The organism is Azospirillum mesophilum, assembly GCF_053470405.2.
Window position 1 is genome coordinate 36,465 of record NZ_JBPXMQ020000023.1, and the last position, 17,961, is coordinate 54,425.

Consider the following 17,961-nt stretch of genomic DNA (forward strand, 5'->3'; position numbering starts at 1 on the left):
CCGTGACCACACGCCCCCGCCGATGACCGCCGCCCCGCTCGCCGAAGCGGAGCTTGCCGGGCTGGAATTCCTGGAAGGGCTTGCCACGCCGTTGTGGCTTGTTCGTTCTGATGGCGGAACGGTCTGGCTGAACGCCTCCGCCCGCGCGGTGCTGGAGCTTTCGCCCGATGCGCCGGCCTCTCTGGTCCGGCTGGACGAGTCGGCGGAGTCGCGCCGCGCGCTGGAGGCTGCGGCGGCCGGCCAGCGCACCGCCGCCCGGATCGGCCTGGTGTGCGACCACATCCAGGGCAGCACGCCGGTCATGGAACTGGACGCCCTGCTGTCCCCCGCCCCCCGCCTCTCGGGTCTCGTGCTGATCGAGGCGCCGGCCGACAGCGGCGCACGGCACGAGGCGATGCGGCTGAACGAGCAGCTGGTCGCCCTGTCCTATGCCTATCCCGACATCCGGTTCGAGTTGCGGCGCGACGGCACCATCCTGGACTTCGCCGCCGCCAGCCCCGGCGACCTGAACGTTCCGGCGGAGCGCTTCCTGAGCCAGCGCGTGCAGGACGTGCTGCCCGAACCGGCGGCCGGCCTCGTGGCGGAGGCTCTGTGCCGGCTGAACGCGGGCGAAGCGGTCGCCGGCCTGGACTTCACCCTGCCCGCCCTGTCCGGCAACCCCGGCCAAGGAGCAAAGTCCTTCGAGGCGCGGCTTGTCCCGCTGATGGATGGGGAGCGCGTCCTCTGCAACATCCGCAACGTCACCGAACGGGTGCGGGCGGAGGGTCAGGCGCGGCGCGCCCACGACCTGCTGGTGGACGCCATCGAGTGCATCACCGAAGGCTTCGTCCTGTACGACGCCGAGGATCGGCTGGTCCTGTGCAATTCCCGCTACCGCGAGCTGTTTTCCGCCAACGCCGACCTGACCGCCCCCGGCACGCCCTTCGAGACGGTGCTGCGCGAGGGCGTGGCGCGCGGCCTGTATCGCGTTCCGCCCGAGTCGCTGGAAGGCTGGGTCGCCCAGCGCATCGTCCAGCACCGCACCGCCGGCCCGCCGCTGGAGGTGCATCTGACCAACGGGCGCTGGATCCGCATCGAGGAATGGCGCACGCACGAGGGCGGCATCGTCGGCATCCGCGCCGACATCACCGACCTGAAGGCCCGCGAGGTCGAGCTGCGGGCCGCCCGCGACGAGGCGGAACGGGCCAACCGGCGCAAGTCCGACTACGTCCATCACCTGAGCCACGAGCTGCGCACCCCGCTGAACGCCGTGCTGGGCTTCGCGCAGATCATCCGCGACGAGATGATGGGGCGGGGCAGCCCGCGCTATCCCGAATACGCCGGCCAGATCGCGGCGGCCGGCACCTACATGCTGGAGCTGATCAACAACCTGCTCGACCTCGCCAAGATCGAGGCCGGGCGCATGGACCTGCACGAAGAGGCCTGCAACCTCTCCCTGCTGGTGGACCTGACCTTCGGCATGATGCAGCCGCGCGCCGGGGAATCGGCGGTCGCCCTGTGCATGGACATCCCCGACGACCTGCCGGGCGTGCGCGGCGACGCCTCGCTGATCCGGCAGATGCTGACCAACCTCATCAGCAACGCCATAAAGTTCTCCCCGCCGGAAACGGGCCGCGTAGTCGTCCGCGCCGAGCGGACAGCGGACGGCGGCATCGCGCTCAGCGTCGCCGACAACGGCGTCGGCATGCGGCCGGAGCAGATCCCCAAGGCGCTCGACGCCTTCGGCCAAGTGCACGAGCGCGACATGACGACGGAACGCGGCTCCGGCCTCGGCCTGCCGCTGACCCGCGCGCTGATCGCGCTGCACGGCGGCACCTTCCGGATCGACAGCGCGGTCGGGCTGGGCACCACCGTGTTCCTCACCTTCCCGCCGTCGCGGGTGGACGAGGGGCCGTGATCCCCGAGGGGAAGAACTGATTCTTCACGGATTTCACGGATTGAGGCACGGATTACACGGAACAGAATAAAAAATCCGTGGAATCCGCGTCCAAATCCGTGAAATCCGTGAAGATTTGGTACCTCGCGAAAACGCAAAACGGCCGCGCGCACCCTTGGTGCGGCGGCCGTTCACCCGCAGGAAAGACGGGTTTCCTCTTAAGAGGCGCGGTCCGGTCAGGCGGCCTTGCGGACGGCGGCAGCCTCGGAGAAGACCTTCACGACCTGCTCGACGAACTCGGCCAGTTGATCATGGCCCAGCGCGGTGATCGTGACGTTGTCCACCACCAGCGGCTCGTCGCTGGTCTGGCCGCCGGCGGCTTCCAACTCGGCCCGGACGGCCTCGGGAGCGGCCAGCGTGCGGTTCTTCAGCTTGCCGGGAATGGCGAGCAGCTGGATGCCCTGGTCGATCGCGGCGATCGGCTTGCCGGCGTCCAGGAAGTGGCCGACGATGCGGCGGGTGTGCGCGGACTGCTGGAGCTTGGCGACGCTGCGCTCGCCACCCGGCAGCAGCAGCATGTCGTAGTCGGCCCCCAGAACCTCGCCGACCTGCTTGTCCACCGGGAAATAGTGCCCCCAGGACTTGCCATGCCAGCCGTTCACCAGACCCTGTTCGGGAGAAATCGTACGCAGAGTGGCGCCGGTCTTGAGGAGAGCCCGCTGCGGCTCCGTCATCTCCAGTTCCTCAAAGCCGTTGGCCACGAGAATGGCAATGCTCTTTCCTGCGAGGGGTTGATCCATACTGTCTTGTCCTTTCATCGTTCAACCAAAGAGCGCGGGTTTCCGTCGCGAACGCCGTACAGATAAGAAACGGCGCTTGCCGCGCAAAGGCTTGCGCGGCGACGGATCCCGCAGCCGGTCCCCGATTACGGGAAATCCGGCGCTGGGGCGATCACGCCCCTGATCGGTTTGTTGTGAGCATGGAACACAAGTGGCCCCAAAGAGGTCCCAAGTCAATGCCTTATTCCGCAGCGCAACGCGGGGCCGGACGGCTCCGCCCAAGCCGGCCGGAGCGGCGCTTTCGCGATTGCGACCAACACTTAAGAGCCGATTCGCGGACGTGAACGGGCCAGCCGCGCAGGTCAGCCATGCTGTCGTGTCGCAGCTTTGTCATGGACGGAGAGGCCAGTGACAAAAAAGCGGCCGGGGGAAAGCCCCCGGCCGTTCGAAGTCGTATAGCGTCAGCCGTTCGAAGAGATCCGGCTCGCACACCGGATCAGCGAAACCACCGGTCCCCGCGGCGGGCGGGCGGGGCCACCCGCCAGGGGACCGGTTCAACCGATCATTCACTCTGATCGGTACAACCGATCATCTGATTTGATCGGTACAACCGATCAATGGAACTGATCGGCCTCCGTGGAGTCCTTGTAGGCGGTGGTGGAGGACTGGCCGCCCGAGATCGCCGTGGCGACCATGTCGAAGTAGCCGGTGCCGACCTCGCGCTGGTGCTTCGTCGCGGTGTAGCCCTCGGCCTCCGCCGCGAACTCCGCCTGCTGCAGCTCCGAGTAGGCGGCCATGCCGCGGGCGGCGTAGCCCTTGGCCAGCTTGAAGGCCGAGTAGTTCAGGCTGTGGAAGCCGGCCAGCGTGACGAACTGGAACTTGTAGCCCATGGCGCCCAGCTCGCGCTGGTAGTTCGCGATGGTCGCGTCGTCCAGGTTGGCCTTCCAGTTGAAGGACGGCGAGCAGTTGTAGGCCAGCAGCTTGTTCGGGAACTCCTTGCGGATGGCCTCGGCGAACTTGCGGGCGTCGTCGAGGTTCGGCTTGGAGGTCTCCCACCACAGCAGGTCGGAGTACGGCGCGTAGGACAGGCCGCGGGCGATGCAATGCTCGACGCCCATGCCCTTCTTCAGGCGGTAGAAGCCTTCCGAGGTGCGGCCGGCATCGTAGTCGATGAACGGATGATCGCGCTCGTCGATGTCCGAGGTGATGAGCTGCGCCGACTCGGCGTCGGTGCGGGCGATCACCAGGGTCGAGGTGCCGCAGACGTCGGCGCCCATGCGGGCGGCGTTCAGGGTGCGGATGTGCTGCTGGGTCGGGATCAGCACCTTGCCGCCGAGGTGGCCGCACTTCTTTTCAGAAGCGAGCTGGTCTTCCCAGTGCACGCCGGCGGCGCCGGCCTTGATCATGGCCTTCATCAGCTCGAAGGCGTTCAGCGGGCCACCGAAGCCGGCCTCGGCGTCGGCGATGATCGGCGCGAACCAGTAGGTGTCGCCCTTGCCCTCGGCGGTCTGGATCTCGTCGGCGCGCTTGAAGGTGTTGTTGATGCGCTCAACGACGGCCGGGACCGAGTTGGCCGGATACAGCGACTGGTCCGGATACATCTGGCCGGCCAGGTTGGCGTCGCCGGCGACCTGCCAGCCCGACAGGTAGATGGCCTTCAGGCCGGCCTTGACCGCCTGCATGGCCTGGTTGCCGGTGAGCGCACCCAGGGTGTTGATGTACGGCTCGGTGTTCAGCAGCTCCCACAGGCGCTGGGCGCCCAGCTCGGCCAGCGTGTACTCGATCTTGACCGAGCCGCTGAGACGCTTGACGTCGTCCATGGTGTAGTCGCGCTTGATGCCTTCGTAGCGCGAAGCGCGGAGGGCGGCCTTGGTCTTTTCGTCGAGCGACATCGTCGGTTTCCTTCTTGTCGTCACCGGCGCTGCTTTTCAGCGCGTCCATGGCTTGACAGTTAAAACGACGGTCGCCGGGTTGCAATAAGCCCTTGTTTGTAAAAGGGTCCGTTTGTAAACTGCCGTCCGCAAAAAGCTGTAAATCAGTAAATGTTGTAAAGCCGCATTCGTCGACGGTGGAGCGAAGGCCATGGACAAGAAGGCAATGCTGGGGCCGAAGGTGCGGCGCCTGCGCCGCGACCACGGTCTGACCCAGGCCCAGATGGCGGAGCAGCTGGGCATCTCGCCCAGCTATCTGAACCTGATCGAGCACAACCAGCGCCCGGTCACCGTGCCGCTGCTGCTGAAGCTGGGGCAGAATTTCGGCGTGGACCTCCAGGCCTTCGCGGAGGACGAGGAAAGCCGGCTCGTCGCCGGCCTGCGCGAGGTGTTCGCTGATCCGCTGTTCGACGGGTCCGACATCAAGAACCAGGACTTTCGCGAGCTTGCCGCCGTCGCCCCGACGCTGGGGCAGGCCGTGGTGTCGCTCTACCGCGCCTTCCGCACCAGCCGCGACGACGTGCAGGCGCTGGCCGAGAAGATGGCCGACCGCGAGAAACTGCACCTCGTCCAGAACAGTTCCTTCCCGCAGGAGGAGGTGCGCGACCTGTTCCAGGCCAGCTCCAACCACTTCGCCGAGCTGGAGGCCGCCGCCGAGGAGCTGTGGCAGGAGGGCAAGCTGGAGAAGGGCGACCTGTACCGGGGTCTCGCCGACTATCTCCAGAACAACCACAGCGTCCGGGTGCGGCTGCTGCCATCGGACGTGATGGGCTACGCGGTGCGCCGCTTCGACCGGCACAGCCGGCGCATCCTGCTGTCGGAGATGCTGGCCCCGTCCGGGCGCAACTTCCAGCTGGCCTGCCAGATCGCGCTGCTGCGCCACCGGGAGCTGCTGAACCGCATCGTCGAGGGCTCCAGCCTGTCGAACGACGAATCGCGGCGGCTGGCGCGCATCGGGCTCGCCAATTATTTCGCGGCGGCCGTCCTGATGCCCTACGACCGCTTCCTGGACGCGGCCACGCAGGTTCGTTACGACATCGAAATTTTGCGGCGCCGCTTCGACGCCTCCTTCGAGCAGGTGTGCCAGCGCCTGACCACCCTGCAGCGGACCGGCGCGCGCGGCGTGCCCTTCTTCCTGATGCGGGTCGACAGCGCCGGCAACGTGTCGAAGCGCTTTTCCGGCGCCGGCTTCCACCTCGCCCGGTTCGGCGGCGGCTGCCCGCGCTGGATTGTCTACGAGGCGTTCCGCACGCCCGGAAAAATCCACAGCCAGCTTTCGCAAATGCCGGACGGCACCGTCTACTTCTCCATCGCCCGGACGGTGGTGAAGGCCGGCAATGGCTTCCGCAGCCCACCGCAGCAGTTCGCCATCGCGCTGGGCTGCGATGTGCAGCACGCGGCACAAATCACCTACTCCGATGGTTTTGATCTCGAAAACACCGAGGCAGCGACGCCCATCGGCGTGAACTGCCGGCTCTGCCCGCGGCTGGACTGCTCGCAGCGCGCCTTCCCGCCGCTGAACCACCGGCTGATCGTGGACGAGAATCTGCGCGGCCTGTCGCCCTATCTGTTCGCTCCACCGAGCGTGGATGGGCGGTAAACATTTTGCGATAGCGCTTTGTGGTACCGTATAGCCACACCAAAATTGTAGGTATAAATTAGTGGCTTGTTGACTATTTCCTTGTTAATGAGTTCTGCCGCAACGCGGCATGACCAGGCTACGACCAGGCTTCTGCCCCGGCACTCGAAACGGCTCCATCGAAACGGACCTGCGGATCCCATGAGCAATCTGATTCAGGAACGCGTGCTGCGCGTTCACCACTGGACCGACACGCTGTTCAGCTTCACCACCACGCGCGATCCCTCGTTCCGTTTCGATCCCGGACAGTTCACGATGATCGGCCTGGAGGTCAACGGCCGGCCCTTGCTGCGCGCCTACAGCATGGCCAGCGCCGCCTATGAGGAGACGCTGGAGTTCTTCTCCATCAAGGTGCAGGACGGCCCGCTGACCTCGCGCCTGCAGCACCTGAAGGAAGGCGACACGCTGCTGGTCAACCGCAAGGCCACCGGCACGCTGGTCACCGACAACCTGCTTCCGGGCCGCAACCTGTATCTGCTGAGCACCGGCACGGGCCTCGCCCCGTTCCTCAGCATCATCAAGGACCCGGAGATGTACGCCCGCTTCGACAAGGTGGTGCTGACCCACACCACCCGCACGGTGGGCGAGCTGGCCTACGCCGACATCATCTCCAACGTCCTGCCGGAGAACGAGTATTTCGGCGAGGACGTGAAGCAGAAGCTGATCTATTACCCGTCCGTGACGCGCGAGCCCTTCCGCAACCAGGGCCGCATCACCGACCTGATCCGCAACGGCAAGCTGTTCAGCGACATCGGCCTGACGCCGTTCGACCGCGAGGTCGACCGCGTGATGATCTGCGGCAGCCCGGCCATGCTGGACGAGACCAGCGCGATCATGGACGGCATGGACTTCAAGATGGGCCACAACGGCGAGCCCGGTCATTACGTGATCGAAAAGGCCTTCGTGGAGCGGTGATCGTTCCCATAGAGGTGTGATTCCTCTCACCTTTCTATCGTCATCCCCGCGAAGGCGGGGATCCAGGGCACTTCAGGCGCTTGTGTGCGAAGTTTTCTGGATCCCCGCCTTCGCGGGGATGACGTCTAAGAAAAGTGCTCTCGACGACCCACGGTCAGGATGGGCGGAATAATCTCAGTCCGGATTGCGTTGATGGCTGCGTGACGATGGCACGTCATCAAACTTCAGGCCGGCCTTGACCGGACCTTGACGGGCGCGCCTTCCACCGGAGGCGCGCCCGATTTCGTTCCATCACAGGCTTGTTCCGGCACACTCTTGTTTCGGCCCATGCTTGTTGCTGCCCACGCTGTTCCGCCACGCCCGCATTTCGTGTAGACATCCCGCCCATGCGCATTTTCAAGATCCTCGCCGTGCTGCTGCTGGCCGGCCTCGCGAACCTCGCCGTCTGGTCGCTTCCCAACCAGCCGGTGCCGCTTGAACCCCCGCCCGGCGGCAAGCTGAAGAGCGTGTCCTTCGCGCCCTTCCGCGACGGGCAGAGCCCCCTGACCCAGACCTTCCCCACGGCCGAACAGATCGAGGAGGATCTGGTGGCGCTGGCCCCGCAGGTGGCCGGCGTGCGCACCTACACCTCGCTGGAAGGGCTGGAGGTCGTGCCGGAACTGGCCCGCAAGCACGGCCTTCAGGTCACCATGGGCGCCTGGCTGTCGTCCAAGCCGGACAAGAACGAGAAGGAGGTCGCCTCCCTCATCGACCTTGCCAACCGCTATCCGGACGTCATCACCCGCGTGATCGTCGGCAACGAGGTGCTGCTGCGCCGCGAGCTGACGGCGGAGCAGGTCGCCGGCTACATCGACCGCGTGAAGGCGGCGGTGAAGCAGCCCGTGTCCTACGCCGACGTGTGGGAATGGTGGCTGAAGTACCCGCAGATCGCCGACCATGTCGACTACCTGACCATCCATCTGCTGCCCTATTGGGAGGACGTGCCGACCGACGTCGCCGGCGCGCAGGAGCGCATCCGCGCCTCCTACCGCACCATCGCGCAGCGCTTCCCCGGCAAGCCGATCCTGGTCGGCGAGACGGGCTGGCCGACCGCCGGCCGGTCGCGCGGCGCGGCCGTCACGGGCCTCGTGAACAAGGCCAAGTTCGTCAACGGCTTCGTCCGCCTCGCCCAGCAGGAGGGCTTCGACTACAACGTGATCGAGGCCTTCGACCAGGGCTGGAAGGCCAAGCTGGAGGGCACCGTCGGCGGCCACTGGGGCCTCTACAGCGCCGACCGGGAGGCGAAGTTCTCGCTGGCCGGGCCGGTGGTGGAGAACAAGCGCTGGCCGGTGCTGTTCGGCATCTCCTCGGGCCTCGCGCTGCTGCTGGTCGCCGGGCTGACGCTGCGCGGACGCCCGCTGACCGCCGGGGCCTTCGCCGCGCTGGCCGTCCTGGCGCAGGGGCTGTCCAGCCTGTACGTCCACGCCGCCTACGCGGCGATCCACGGCAAGCATTACTGGCAGGACGTGACGCTGGCCGGCGGCATGCTGGCGCTGACCGGCGTGCTGGCCGTGGCCGTGCTGCTGGCCGCGCGCCGGGCGCTCGGCACCGGGGAGCTGGCGCTGGAGCCGCTGGCACCCCTGCGCGGCCGTCCCGCCCTGTCGCGCATGGAATGTGTCGGCCGCGCCGCCACCGTGGCGCTGTCCGTCGCGGCGCTGGTCTGGTCCTTCCTGATCGTGTTCGACGGCCGTTACCGCGACTTCCCCAACCCCTACCTCGCCATGCCGGCCTTCGGCCTGCTGGTGCTGGGGGCCGCCCGCGCGGCGCGCCGTCCGCTGGGCACGGGGGCGATGGCCGCCTTCGGCGTCGGCGCGCTGTTCCGCCCGGCCGTACCGGTCGCCGACATCCCGGCGCGGACCCTGTGCGGCGCCGTCCGCCGCCTGCCGCTGGAAGCCACATTGGCCGGCCTGCTGGTCCTGGGCGCGGTGCTGACCGTGGTGGCGGAGGGCTTCGTGCCGCTCGAATCGCTGATCTACGGCCAGCTTCCCTTTGTGGAGGCCCTGCACGAGGTGGACTGGTCGAAGCCGAACCTGGAAGCGCTGGCCTGGGCCGGCCTGCAAATCCTGCTGGCGGTCCCCTACGGCGCCGCCGTCCTGGCCGCCCGCGTCCGTGAACCGGCCCGCGCCGGCCAGTGGGTGCGCGTGGCCGGGGAGTGACGGTGTAAAACCCTCTCCCAGCGTGGCTGGGAGAGGGGGCACCCGTCCTCAGGCCACCTTGTGGCCCTTCTTCTTGTCGTGATGCTCCGCGGTCCAGCGCTTGGGATCGTGGAGGAAGGCGTGGATCTCGCCCTGGGCCTGGCCGTCCAGGTAGTGGCCCTGGTTCACCACCTCCAGCACGTCCCACCAGGTCGCCAGCGCGTGCATGGTGATGCCGAGCGGGGCGAGATGCTCGTGGATCTCGTCGAAGATCCCGTACTGGAACAGCACGAACAGGTCGCGCAGGTCGCAGCCCGCCTCCTTCAGCGGCAGGGCGAAGCGGGTCTTGCGGTGGCCGTCGGTGGCCAACTGTTCGACCAGCAGCACGCGCCAGCCGGGCTCGACCCGGCCTTCGATGCGGTGCTTGTACTCCTGCTGCCCTTCCGGCGCCTCCTTGCGCACGAAGACGAAGGGCAGGTCGAGCCGGTCGGCGATCAGCGTCGCCCAGGGCACGCCGGCCCCCTCGCCCGCCGCGATGGCGTCCAACTCGCCGGCGCCGACCTCCTGCTCGATCATGCGCACGGCGAAGTCCACGATGTCGTTGCGCGCCGTCGGGTACGACAGAAGGCGCCGGCCTTCCAGATGGATCGGGCTGACCAGACCCGAGCCGTGGCGGCACAGATGGTCGGGGTCATACCGGACGCAGCCGGTTTCGATCAGATGACGGGCCACACCCAAGGCCCGCTCGCGCAGTTCGATGTCCCAGGCATCCGGTATCATGGCATCCCCCCTTGTTCCGCCCTCGACGCCCTCGATTGACTCGCCAATGGACAAATGCCGCAACCCTCCCACCCGCGCCGGACAGCGGGCTTTGGCGGTACCCCGAAGGGAGAGTCCGGTGTTGCGGAAAGTGCTTTCCCGTTGAGCATCCTACGTGTCGCACCCCGGCACGGTTGACAAGGCATGCTTAGCAAGCGGAAAAATGGCCTCGACGCGAATTTATTCATTCTTAACGCGGTTTTGCGGGAGCGGCAGCGATGGTGGGAAGCCATGAGGACGGCGACGACGACGATCTGCTGTTCGCCGACGAAGATCCCACGGACGCTGCGGCCGGCGAATCGGCGACTCCGGCCACGCCCTGGAAAATCCTGATCGTCGACGACGACGACGAGGTGCACGCGATCACCCGCGTGGTGCTGGGCGACGTCACCTTCGACGACCGCCCCCTGCAATTCCTGTCCGCCCATTCCGGGGCGGAGGCGCGGTCGGTCCTGCAGGCCAACCCGGACATCGCCGCCGTCCTGCTGGACGTGGTGATGGAGACCGACGACGCCGGCCTCCAGCTCGTCCATTTCATCCGGGAGGAGCTGGGCAACCGCCAGGTGCGCATCATCCTGCGCACGGGCCAGCCCGGCCAGGCGCCGGAGCGGCAGGTCATCGTCAGCTACGACATCAACGACTACAAGGCGAAGAGCGAGCTGACCGCGCAGAAGCTGTTCACCACCACGGTGGCGGCGCTGCGCTCCTACCAGCACATCTCGACCATCGAGCAGAGCCGGCACGGGCTGGAAAAGATCGTGGACGCCGCGGCGGCCCTGTTCGAGCAGCGCTCGCTCCAGCGCTTCGTCGAGGGCGTGGTGATGCAGATGGGCTCGCTGCTGTCCAGCGCCCACGGGTCCTTCCTGTGCAGCGTGCGCGGGGAGGACGGGGCCGAACCGGAGGTGCTGGCCGGGTCCGGCCCCTACCGGGAGGCCGCCGGCCGGCCCGTGAGCGCGGTCGTCGCCCCCGCCGTGCAGGCCGACATCGAGGCGGCCCTGCGCGAGCGCCGGAGCGTCTACCGCGACGAGCACAGCGTCGTGGTCTTCCGCTCGCGCAACCACGCGGCCAGCGTCATCTGCATCAGCGGCCACGGCCCGCTGTCGGACATCGACCGGCGGCTGGTCGAGATCTTCTGCAGCAAGGTCGCCGTCGGTTTCGACAACGTGTTCCTGTACGAACAGATCCGTCTCGCCCAGGCGGCGACCGTCCAGGCGCTCGGCAAGCTGGCCGAGTACAAGGACGAGGTCACCGGCGACCACGTCAAGCGCGTCGCCCACTGGGCCACGGCCATCGCGCGGGAACTGCAGGCGCGCGGCACCTACGACGGCATCGTGGACGAGCAGTTCTGCGAGTTGATCGGCATGGCCAGCATGCTGCACGACGTGGGCAAGGTCGGCATCCCCGACCATGTGCTGCGCAAGCCCGGCAAGCTGGACGACGACGAGATGCGCCAGATGCGCGAGCACGCCGGCATCGGCGGGCGCATCCTGCGCGAGGCGTCCGGCACCGTCCTCGGGCGCAGCTACCTGACGCTGGGCGCGGAGATCGCGGAGACCCACCACGAGAAGTTCGACGGCACCGGCTATCCCAACCGGCTGTCCAGCGACGCCATCCCGCTGTCCGGCCGCATCGTCGCCGTCGCCGACGTGTACGACGCGCTGCTGCACCGCCGCCCCTACAAGGAGGCGTGGGAGCTGGACGCGGTGGTGGACCTGATCCGGAACGAGTCCGGCAAGCATTTCGACCCCCGCGTGGTCGACGCCTTCATCGCCGCGCTGGGCCGGGAAGGGGTGCTGAAAGCCGGGTGAGCCAGCTTTGCGCCCCCTGTTCCCTTTCCGTCATCCCCGCGAAGACGCTACGGTATGCACGGATGTTGCGTTACGGGAACTCGCCAGACATGCGAAAAGCCCTTCTCCCCTTGGGGGAGAAGGGTTGGGATGAGGGGTCGTTACCGCCGGTAGGCGGGAAGAAGTCCGGCCAGCCTTCGGCCGGCGCCACCCTCACCCCACCCCCTCTCCCCTCAAGGGAGAGGGGCTTTTGAGCGCTCGATCAGCTACTTACCGTGCTTGCGAGATCTGTGAATACCGTAGCGTCTTCGCGGGGATGACGGTGGGAAAGCGCTTGGACGCTTGATCCAACCTTCTGCCCGTCACGATCGGGCGTTTTCGCGGGCCGGTTCGGGTTTGGCCGGCTTGCGCAGGCCGCGTTCGTCGAACTCTTCCTCCACTTCGCGTTCGATCTTGCGGTCGATCTCGCTTTCCAGGCAGTCGGCGGTCTTGGCGGCGATCTTCTCGAAGCCGTTCTTGACCTTTTCCAGCTCCTGCTCGGACTTTTCCTCCAGATTGATCAAGCCGTTGCGCGCCGCGTGGGTGGCGCGGATCAGCTCGTCCAGCTTGAGCTGAACGGCTTGCGTGTCGCGGTTCTGGGCATTCTGGATCAGGAAGACCATCAGGAAGGTGACGATGGTCGTGCCGGTGTTGATGACCAGCTGCCACGTGTCGGAGAAGTTGAAGATGGGACCGGTCACCGCCCAAACGATGACCGTCCCCAACGCCAGCACGAACGCGCCCGGCTTTCCGGTCTGACGCTCCGTCCAGCGGGCGAAGCGGTAGAAAAGGTCGCTGAGCATCCGGCGATGCCTCCGGTGTGTGTCTCACACTGGAAACGTCCGCCGTGGGAGAAAGTCTCCATTAAATTTTTTCAATATCGAGTCCGGATCACGACCCCTGGCTCAGCACCTCGGCCAGCGCGCGGTCGGGCTGGTTGCCGCCGACGATCAGCTGCATGGAGCCGGTCGGCACCTCCACCCCCACCTCGTCAAAGCGCTTCTTCATGCGCCGGTTGAACTCGCGCGAGACGCCCCACTGCTTGGTCGGGCGGGTCTTGAAGCGCGCCGTGATCTGCTGGGTGCTGTCGGGCTGGAACTTGTCCAGGCCCATCACCTCCAGCGGCGCCAGGATGTCGGGCGCGAACTGGGTGTCGGACTGGAGCCCCTGGCCGATCTCCTTCAGCAGGGCGATGACGCGGTCCGGATCCTCGCGGTAGGCGATGCGCACCTCGAACAGGGCGTAGGAGAAGTCCTTCGACATGTTCTTGACGGTGGTGACGGAGTTGAAGGGCACCGAATGCACAGCACCCGAGGCATCGCGCAGCCGGATGGAGCGGATCGACAGCGCCTCCACCGTGCCGGAATGGCCGCCGCCGACGTCCACCACGTCGCCGATGCTGATGCTGTCCTCGAACAGGATGAACAGGCCGGTGATGATGTCCTTGACCAGCGTCTGGGAGCCGAAACCGACCGCCAGACCGACCACACCGGCACCGGCCAGCAGCGGGGCGATGTTGACGCCCAGCTCCGACAGGGTGATCAGCGACACCATGGTCACCAGCACGATCAGGAAGGCGTTCCTCAGTAAGGGCAGCAGGGTGCGCACCCGCGCGCTGCGTTCGATGCGCGTGCCGTTGCGGTCGGTGGAGGCCAGGAAGCGCTCGATCATCGCGCTGACGATCTCCCACGCCGCGACGGAGCCGACCAGCAGAAGGCCGATGGTCACGGTGCTGCGCACGATGCGCTGGCCCAGCGGCGACTCGGTCCAGGCCAGCGTGTCGATGCCCCAGCCGTAGAAGATGATCATCAGCGCGACGATCCAGATCACCGTCTTGGCGACGCGGTAGAGGACCGGGACGTAGAGGTTCGCGCGCTCCTGCAGCTGCGGCAGGGCCTCGCGCGTTTCGGCCTTCATGCGCAGGCCGCGGCGCAGCGTGCGGTTGGTGACGTTGACCAGCAGCCGGGCCAGCGCGGCCACCAGAATGGTGATGCCGGTGGCGCGGGCCAGATACTCGAACCCGCCGTAGACGTTCAGCACCCAGACGCCGAAGGTCACCACGACGTAGACGATGGCCAGGACATGCCAGATGTCGGCGAAGCGGCGGCGGGCGGAGCGCAGGACCGCCCCCTGCCCCTCCGCCTCGCGCGCGGCGGTGGAGGCCGGGTCGCCGTCGCCCGACAGCGGGTTGCCGTGCATCCACTCCGCCACCGTGCGGCGGTTCTGCAGGATCAGCGCGATCAGCATGCCGGCCAGCGCGAGCCCCAGCAGCTTCAGCATCGCGCCGTAGGCGCCGAGCGGCAGGCCCAGCACATAGGCGCCCTCGGCCATGAAATAGCCGTAGATGCCGACGGCGGCGAGGCGGCGGATCCACACGTAGAGCCGAACCGTGTTGGCGTCGCCCATCTGGACCAGCCGCAGGTTCGGGGCGTGAGGCGCGATGACGATGCGGACGGCGACCATCACCACCTGGAGGATGACCGTCGCGTTGATGATGGCCAGCGCCACCAGACGCACGCGCGGCGCCGGCTCGCTGACCGACAGGATGCCGTAGCCGATCACCACGAAGGCGGCGATGGGCGCCAGCTCCAGTAATGCCCGGCCGAACAGCAGCGGCACCCGCACCAGCGTCGTGGTTCCCCGGCGGGCGGCCAGCGCGGCGCGCGGCCGGGCCAGCAGCCAGCCAACGAACTTGCCGATCACCCCGCCCGCGACGAGGATCATGCTGAGCTGGATGCCGATCTGCGCCCAGCGGTCGCGGGCCGACTGCTCGTTGATCTGGCGACGGACCCAGTCGGCGGCCCCCGGCAGATCCTTGAACACGTTGGCGACCTGGACGAGCTGGTGGCTCAGCACATCCATGCGCTGCGCCAGGAAGGACAGGGCGGTGGCGCCGATGGTCTCCGGCAGGGTGTTGGCCGGCGTCTCCGCCGCCTTGGCCTGATCGAGCCCCTTCTGCGCCGCGACCAGCGCCTTCAGCTGCTCCACCAGCCGCGCGCGCGCCGCCGGGTCCTCCAGCGTCACGACCATGGCCTGCAGCTGCTCGGGCGTCGGTTCGGCCGACGCGGCCGGGGCGGCGCCCCCCGAAGCCGCGGGAGCCGCGGCGGTGGGCATGGCCGCGCCCGGCGCTGGGCCGGCGGCGAAGGCCGGCAGAGCGAGGCTGATGACCAGGAGGCCCGTGACCAGGAGAAGGAGAGCGGCAAACCCGCCCGTCCACCGGGTGCATGCGCGAAGCATCCCTGTCCTATCCATTCTTTTGATATTCGCGAGGAGGGGAAGTTAGCCCGCCCCTTCCCGCTTGCCAACCCAAGGCATTTCAAACCTTTTTGGGACGGACCCGCCCATGCATAATCCGTGTCCCCCACAGTTTCCGGCAGCGCGGAGGACCGATCATGACCGACCAGGACGAGAACGACATCGAGAAGGATGGCCAGATCCGCGAGAAGCTCGTCGCCACCAAGGAAAAGTGGGCGCAGGAGGGACGGGGGCTGACCGGGCAGACCGCCGACCCGGCGCGCGACCGGCTGCCGCCCGGCCAGCGGCTGGTGGAGGACTGGCCGGTGCTCGACCTCGGCATCGTGCCGCGCGTGACGACGGAGAACTGGACGCTGGCCGTGGACGGGCTGGTCGAGAATCCGGTCACCTGGCGCTGGGCGGATTTCCAGGCGCAGCCGCAGGAACATTTCGTCAGCGACATCCACTGCGTCACCACATGGTCGCGCTACAACAACCAGTGGGAGGGGGTCGGCACCCGACGCCTTCTGGAGATCGTGCGGCCGAAGCCGGAGGCGCGCTTCGTCGTCTGCCATTCGTCGGACGGCTACACCACCAACCTGCCGCTCGACGCCTTCGCGGCGGAGGACGCGCTGCTGGCGACCAACTGGGAGGGCCAGCCGATCAGCCGCGACCACGGCGGCCCCGTCCGAGTCGTCGTGCCGAAACTGTATTTCTGGAAAAGCGCCAAGTGGGTGAAGCGACTCGAACTGGTCGCGGAGGACCGCCGGGGTTACTGGGAAGTGCGCGGCTACCACAACGACGCCGATCCCTGGAAGGAAGAGCGCTACACGGAGTAGCAGCGGGACATTCCGGGAAAAGAACAATCCGTGTCGTCGCTGGTTGACCGGCGATTTACGATTGGTAACACCAATCATCGGCAACCGCTTGGAAAATTTGCCGTCGGCGCGAGTATTTGCGCCAGATCATTCCCTTGTTCCGACTGGATGACGTAGCCGTAGCAGCGTCGGGCGACTCACATTCGGACGCAAGGGATTAACCATATGACAGTGGACTCGGTCACGATTGCCCTGGTGGGCAGCGGTGGCGCCGGCGCGATGACCGCCGGACAGATGCTGCTGGATGCCGCCGCCAACGTGGGATGGTACGGTTTGATGTCGCGGTCCACCGGCCCGCAGATCCGTGGTGGTGAAGCCGCCGCCCTCGTTCGCCTGTCGCCGACACCCGTTCATGGTCCGGGGGACCGTTTCGACCTGATCATCGCCTTCGACTGGCAGAATGTGGAACGGTTCGCCGCCGAACTTCCCCTGTCGGATAAGAGCGTCATCATCACCGACCCGTCGCAGGGCGAGGTGCCGGCGGTCCTGGCCGCCAGCGGCGCCAAGCAGGTTGAGCTGCCGATCAAGGAGCTGGCCGGCAAGATCCCCGGCGGCCGCGTCAACATGGTTGGCCTGGGCGCCGTCGCGGCGATCATCGGCCTGCCGCGCGCGGGCATCGACGCGGTGATCCAGAAGGCGCTGGGCAAGAAGGGCGACGCCGCCATCCAGGCGTCCAACGCCGGCATCGACGCCGGTTCGAAGGAAGTCGCCGGCTGGGGCCTGGGCCTTGAGCTGGCCGCGCCGAGCCGCAAGGACGGCGAGGTCCGCTGGAACATCTCCGGCAACGAGGCCGCCGGCCTGGGCGCGCTGAAGGGCGGGGTGAAGTTCTGCGCCGCCTACCCGATCACGCCCGCGACCGAAATCCTGGAGTGGCTGGCCCCCAACCTCGCCAAGACCGGCGGCAAGCTGGTGCAGGCTGAGGACGAGCTGGCCTCCATCGCCATGTGCCTGGGCGCCTCCTTCAGCGGCGTTCCGTCGATCACCGCCACCGCCGGCCCCGGCCTGTCGCTGATGACCGAGTGCATCGGCCTGGGCGTGGCGTCCGAAACCCCGGTGGTCATCGTCGACGTGCAGCGCGGCGGCCCGTCCACGGGCATCCCGACCAAGTCCGAGCAGTCGGACCTGAACATCGCCGTCTACGGCCTGCACGGCGACGCCCCGCATCTGGTGGTCGGCCCGACCTCCATCGGCGACTGCCTGTTCACCACCCAGTGGGCGGTGCATCTGGCCGAAGCGCTGCAGACCCCGGCGATCGTGCTGTCCGATCAGGCCATGGGCCAGTCGCGCGCCGTCATCGACAAGCCGGCCGAGGCCCCCTACACGGCCAAGCGCCTGCTGGCGACGGATCTCGGCGGCGAGGCGAAGTACCTGCGCTACGCCAACACCGAGTCGGGCATCTCCCCGGCGGCGATCCCCGGCATGCCGGGCGGCGAGCACACCGCCGACGGCCTGGAGCATGCGGAAAGCGCCCTGCCGTCCTCGCAGGCGTCCGATCACCAGAAGCAGCTCGACAAGCGCCTGCGCAAGCTGACGAGCTATGATTTCGGCGATGCCTGGGCGGACATCGAGGGCGAGGGCGAAATCGCCGTCGTCACCTGGGGGTCCGCCACCGGCCCGTCGCGCGAGGCCGTGCAGCGTCTGGCCGCCAGCGGCACCAAGGCCCGTCTGGTCGCCATCCGCCTGATCTCCCCGGTCCAGCCGGAAAAGCTGGCCGAGGCGCTGAAGGGCGTCACGAAGGTCCTGGTCGTCGAGCAGACGCACGGCGCCCAGTTCCACAAGTTCCTGCGTGGGCATTACGACCTGCCGGGCGAGGTGTCGGTGTTCAGCCGCCCCGGCCCGCTGCCGGTCCGCGCCCGCGAGGTGCTTGAGACGCTTCTTTCCCTGATCTGA

At 67.4% G+C, this 17,961-nt stretch carries 12 protein-coding genes; 7 read left to right on the forward strand and 5 right to left on the reverse strand.

Annotated features, from left to right (window positions below):
• Nucleotides 1-22 precede the first annotated feature (22 nt).
• Nucleotides 23-1,897, forward strand: a complete 1,875-nt coding sequence (locus tag ACSVC7_RS20900) for a sensor histidine kinase (protein WP_448206410.1) — start codon at nucleotides 23-25, stop codon at nucleotides 1,895-1,897.
• A 215-nt stretch (nucleotides 1,898-2,112) separates the two neighbouring features.
• On the opposite strand, the gene ACSVC7_RS20905 is transcribed toward ACSVC7_RS20900, so the two are convergent.
• Nucleotides 2,113-2,676 (reverse strand): DJ-1/PfpI family protein, encoded by a 564-nt coding sequence (locus ACSVC7_RS20905; RefSeq protein ID WP_448206411.1) that lies wholly within the window; start codon nucleotides 2,674-2,676, stop codon nucleotides 2,113-2,115.
• Nucleotides 2,677-3,269: 593 nt separating this feature from the next.
• Nucleotides 3,270-4,547 (reverse strand): isocitrate lyase, encoded by a 1,278-nt coding sequence (aceA, locus tag ACSVC7_RS20910; protein WP_448206412.1) that lies wholly within the window; start codon nucleotides 4,545-4,547, stop codon nucleotides 3,270-3,272.
• Nucleotides 4,548-4,737: 190 nt separating this feature from the next.
• Here aceA and ACSVC7_RS20915 point away from each other — a divergent pair, with 190 nt between their 5' ends.
• From ACSVC7_RS20915 to ACSVC7_RS20925, 3 genes are all read left to right on the forward strand, one after another.
• The gene (locus ACSVC7_RS20915; RefSeq protein ID WP_448206413.1) at nucleotides 4,738-6,186 is read left to right on the forward strand and encodes a helix-turn-helix domain-containing protein; all 1,449 of its coding nucleotides are present in this window, start codon (nucleotides 4,738-4,740) and stop codon (nucleotides 6,184-6,186) included.
• Nucleotides 6,187-6,366: 180 nt separating this feature from the next.
• The gene (locus ACSVC7_RS20920) at nucleotides 6,367-7,140 is read left to right on the forward strand and encodes a ferredoxin--NADP reductase (protein WP_448206414.1); all 774 of its coding nucleotides are present in this window, start codon (nucleotides 6,367-6,369) and stop codon (nucleotides 7,138-7,140) included.
• A gap of 386 nt (nucleotides 7,141-7,526) precedes the next feature.
• On the forward strand, nucleotides 7,527-9,335 hold the full coding sequence (locus ACSVC7_RS20925; RefSeq protein ID WP_448206415.1) for a glycoside hydrolase family 17 protein: 1,809 nt from the start codon (nucleotides 7,527-7,529) through the stop codon (nucleotides 9,333-9,335).
• 48 nt (nucleotides 9,336-9,383) lie between these two features.
• Here ACSVC7_RS20925 and ACSVC7_RS20930 read toward each other — a convergent pair whose 3' ends face one another.
• A complete protein-coding gene (locus ACSVC7_RS20930) occupies nucleotides 9,384-10,094 on the reverse strand; it encodes an orotate phosphoribosyltransferase (protein ID WP_448206416.1) in 711 nt (236 codons plus the stop codon).
• Nucleotides 10,095-10,351: 257 nt separating this feature from the next.
• Here ACSVC7_RS20930 and ACSVC7_RS20935 point away from each other — a divergent pair, with 257 nt between their 5' ends.
• Entirely contained in the window at nucleotides 10,352-11,941 is a 1,590-nt protein-coding gene (locus tag ACSVC7_RS20935) for a DUF3369 domain-containing protein (protein ID WP_448206417.1), read from the forward strand.
• A 341-nt stretch (nucleotides 11,942-12,282) separates the two neighbouring features.
• Here the strand turns inward: ACSVC7_RS20935 and ACSVC7_RS20940 are convergent, their stop codons facing one another.
• Complete coding sequence (locus tag ACSVC7_RS20940) at nucleotides 12,283-12,762, reverse strand: low affinity iron permease family protein (protein ID WP_448206418.1); 480 nt, start codon at nucleotides 12,760-12,762, stop codon at nucleotides 12,283-12,285.
• 88 nt (nucleotides 12,763-12,850) lie between these two features.
• Nucleotides 12,851-15,196, reverse strand: a complete 2,346-nt coding sequence (locus tag ACSVC7_RS20945) for a mechanosensitive ion channel domain-containing protein (protein WP_448206419.1) — start codon at nucleotides 15,194-15,196, stop codon at nucleotides 12,851-12,853.
• A 155-nt stretch (nucleotides 15,197-15,351) separates the two neighbouring features.
• Here ACSVC7_RS20945 and ACSVC7_RS20950 point away from each other — a divergent pair, with 155 nt between their 5' ends.
• Both ACSVC7_RS20950 and ACSVC7_RS20955 read left to right on the forward strand, forming a co-directional pair.
• Complete coding sequence (locus ACSVC7_RS20950; RefSeq protein WP_448206420.1) at nucleotides 15,352-16,032, forward strand: sulfite oxidase-like oxidoreductase; 681 nt, start codon at nucleotides 15,352-15,354, stop codon at nucleotides 16,030-16,032.
• A gap of 204 nt (nucleotides 16,033-16,236) precedes the next feature.
• Nucleotides 16,237-17,961 (forward strand): 2-oxoacid:acceptor oxidoreductase subunit alpha, encoded by a 1,725-nt coding sequence (locus ACSVC7_RS20955; RefSeq protein WP_448206421.1) that lies wholly within the window; start codon nucleotides 16,237-16,239, stop codon nucleotides 17,959-17,961.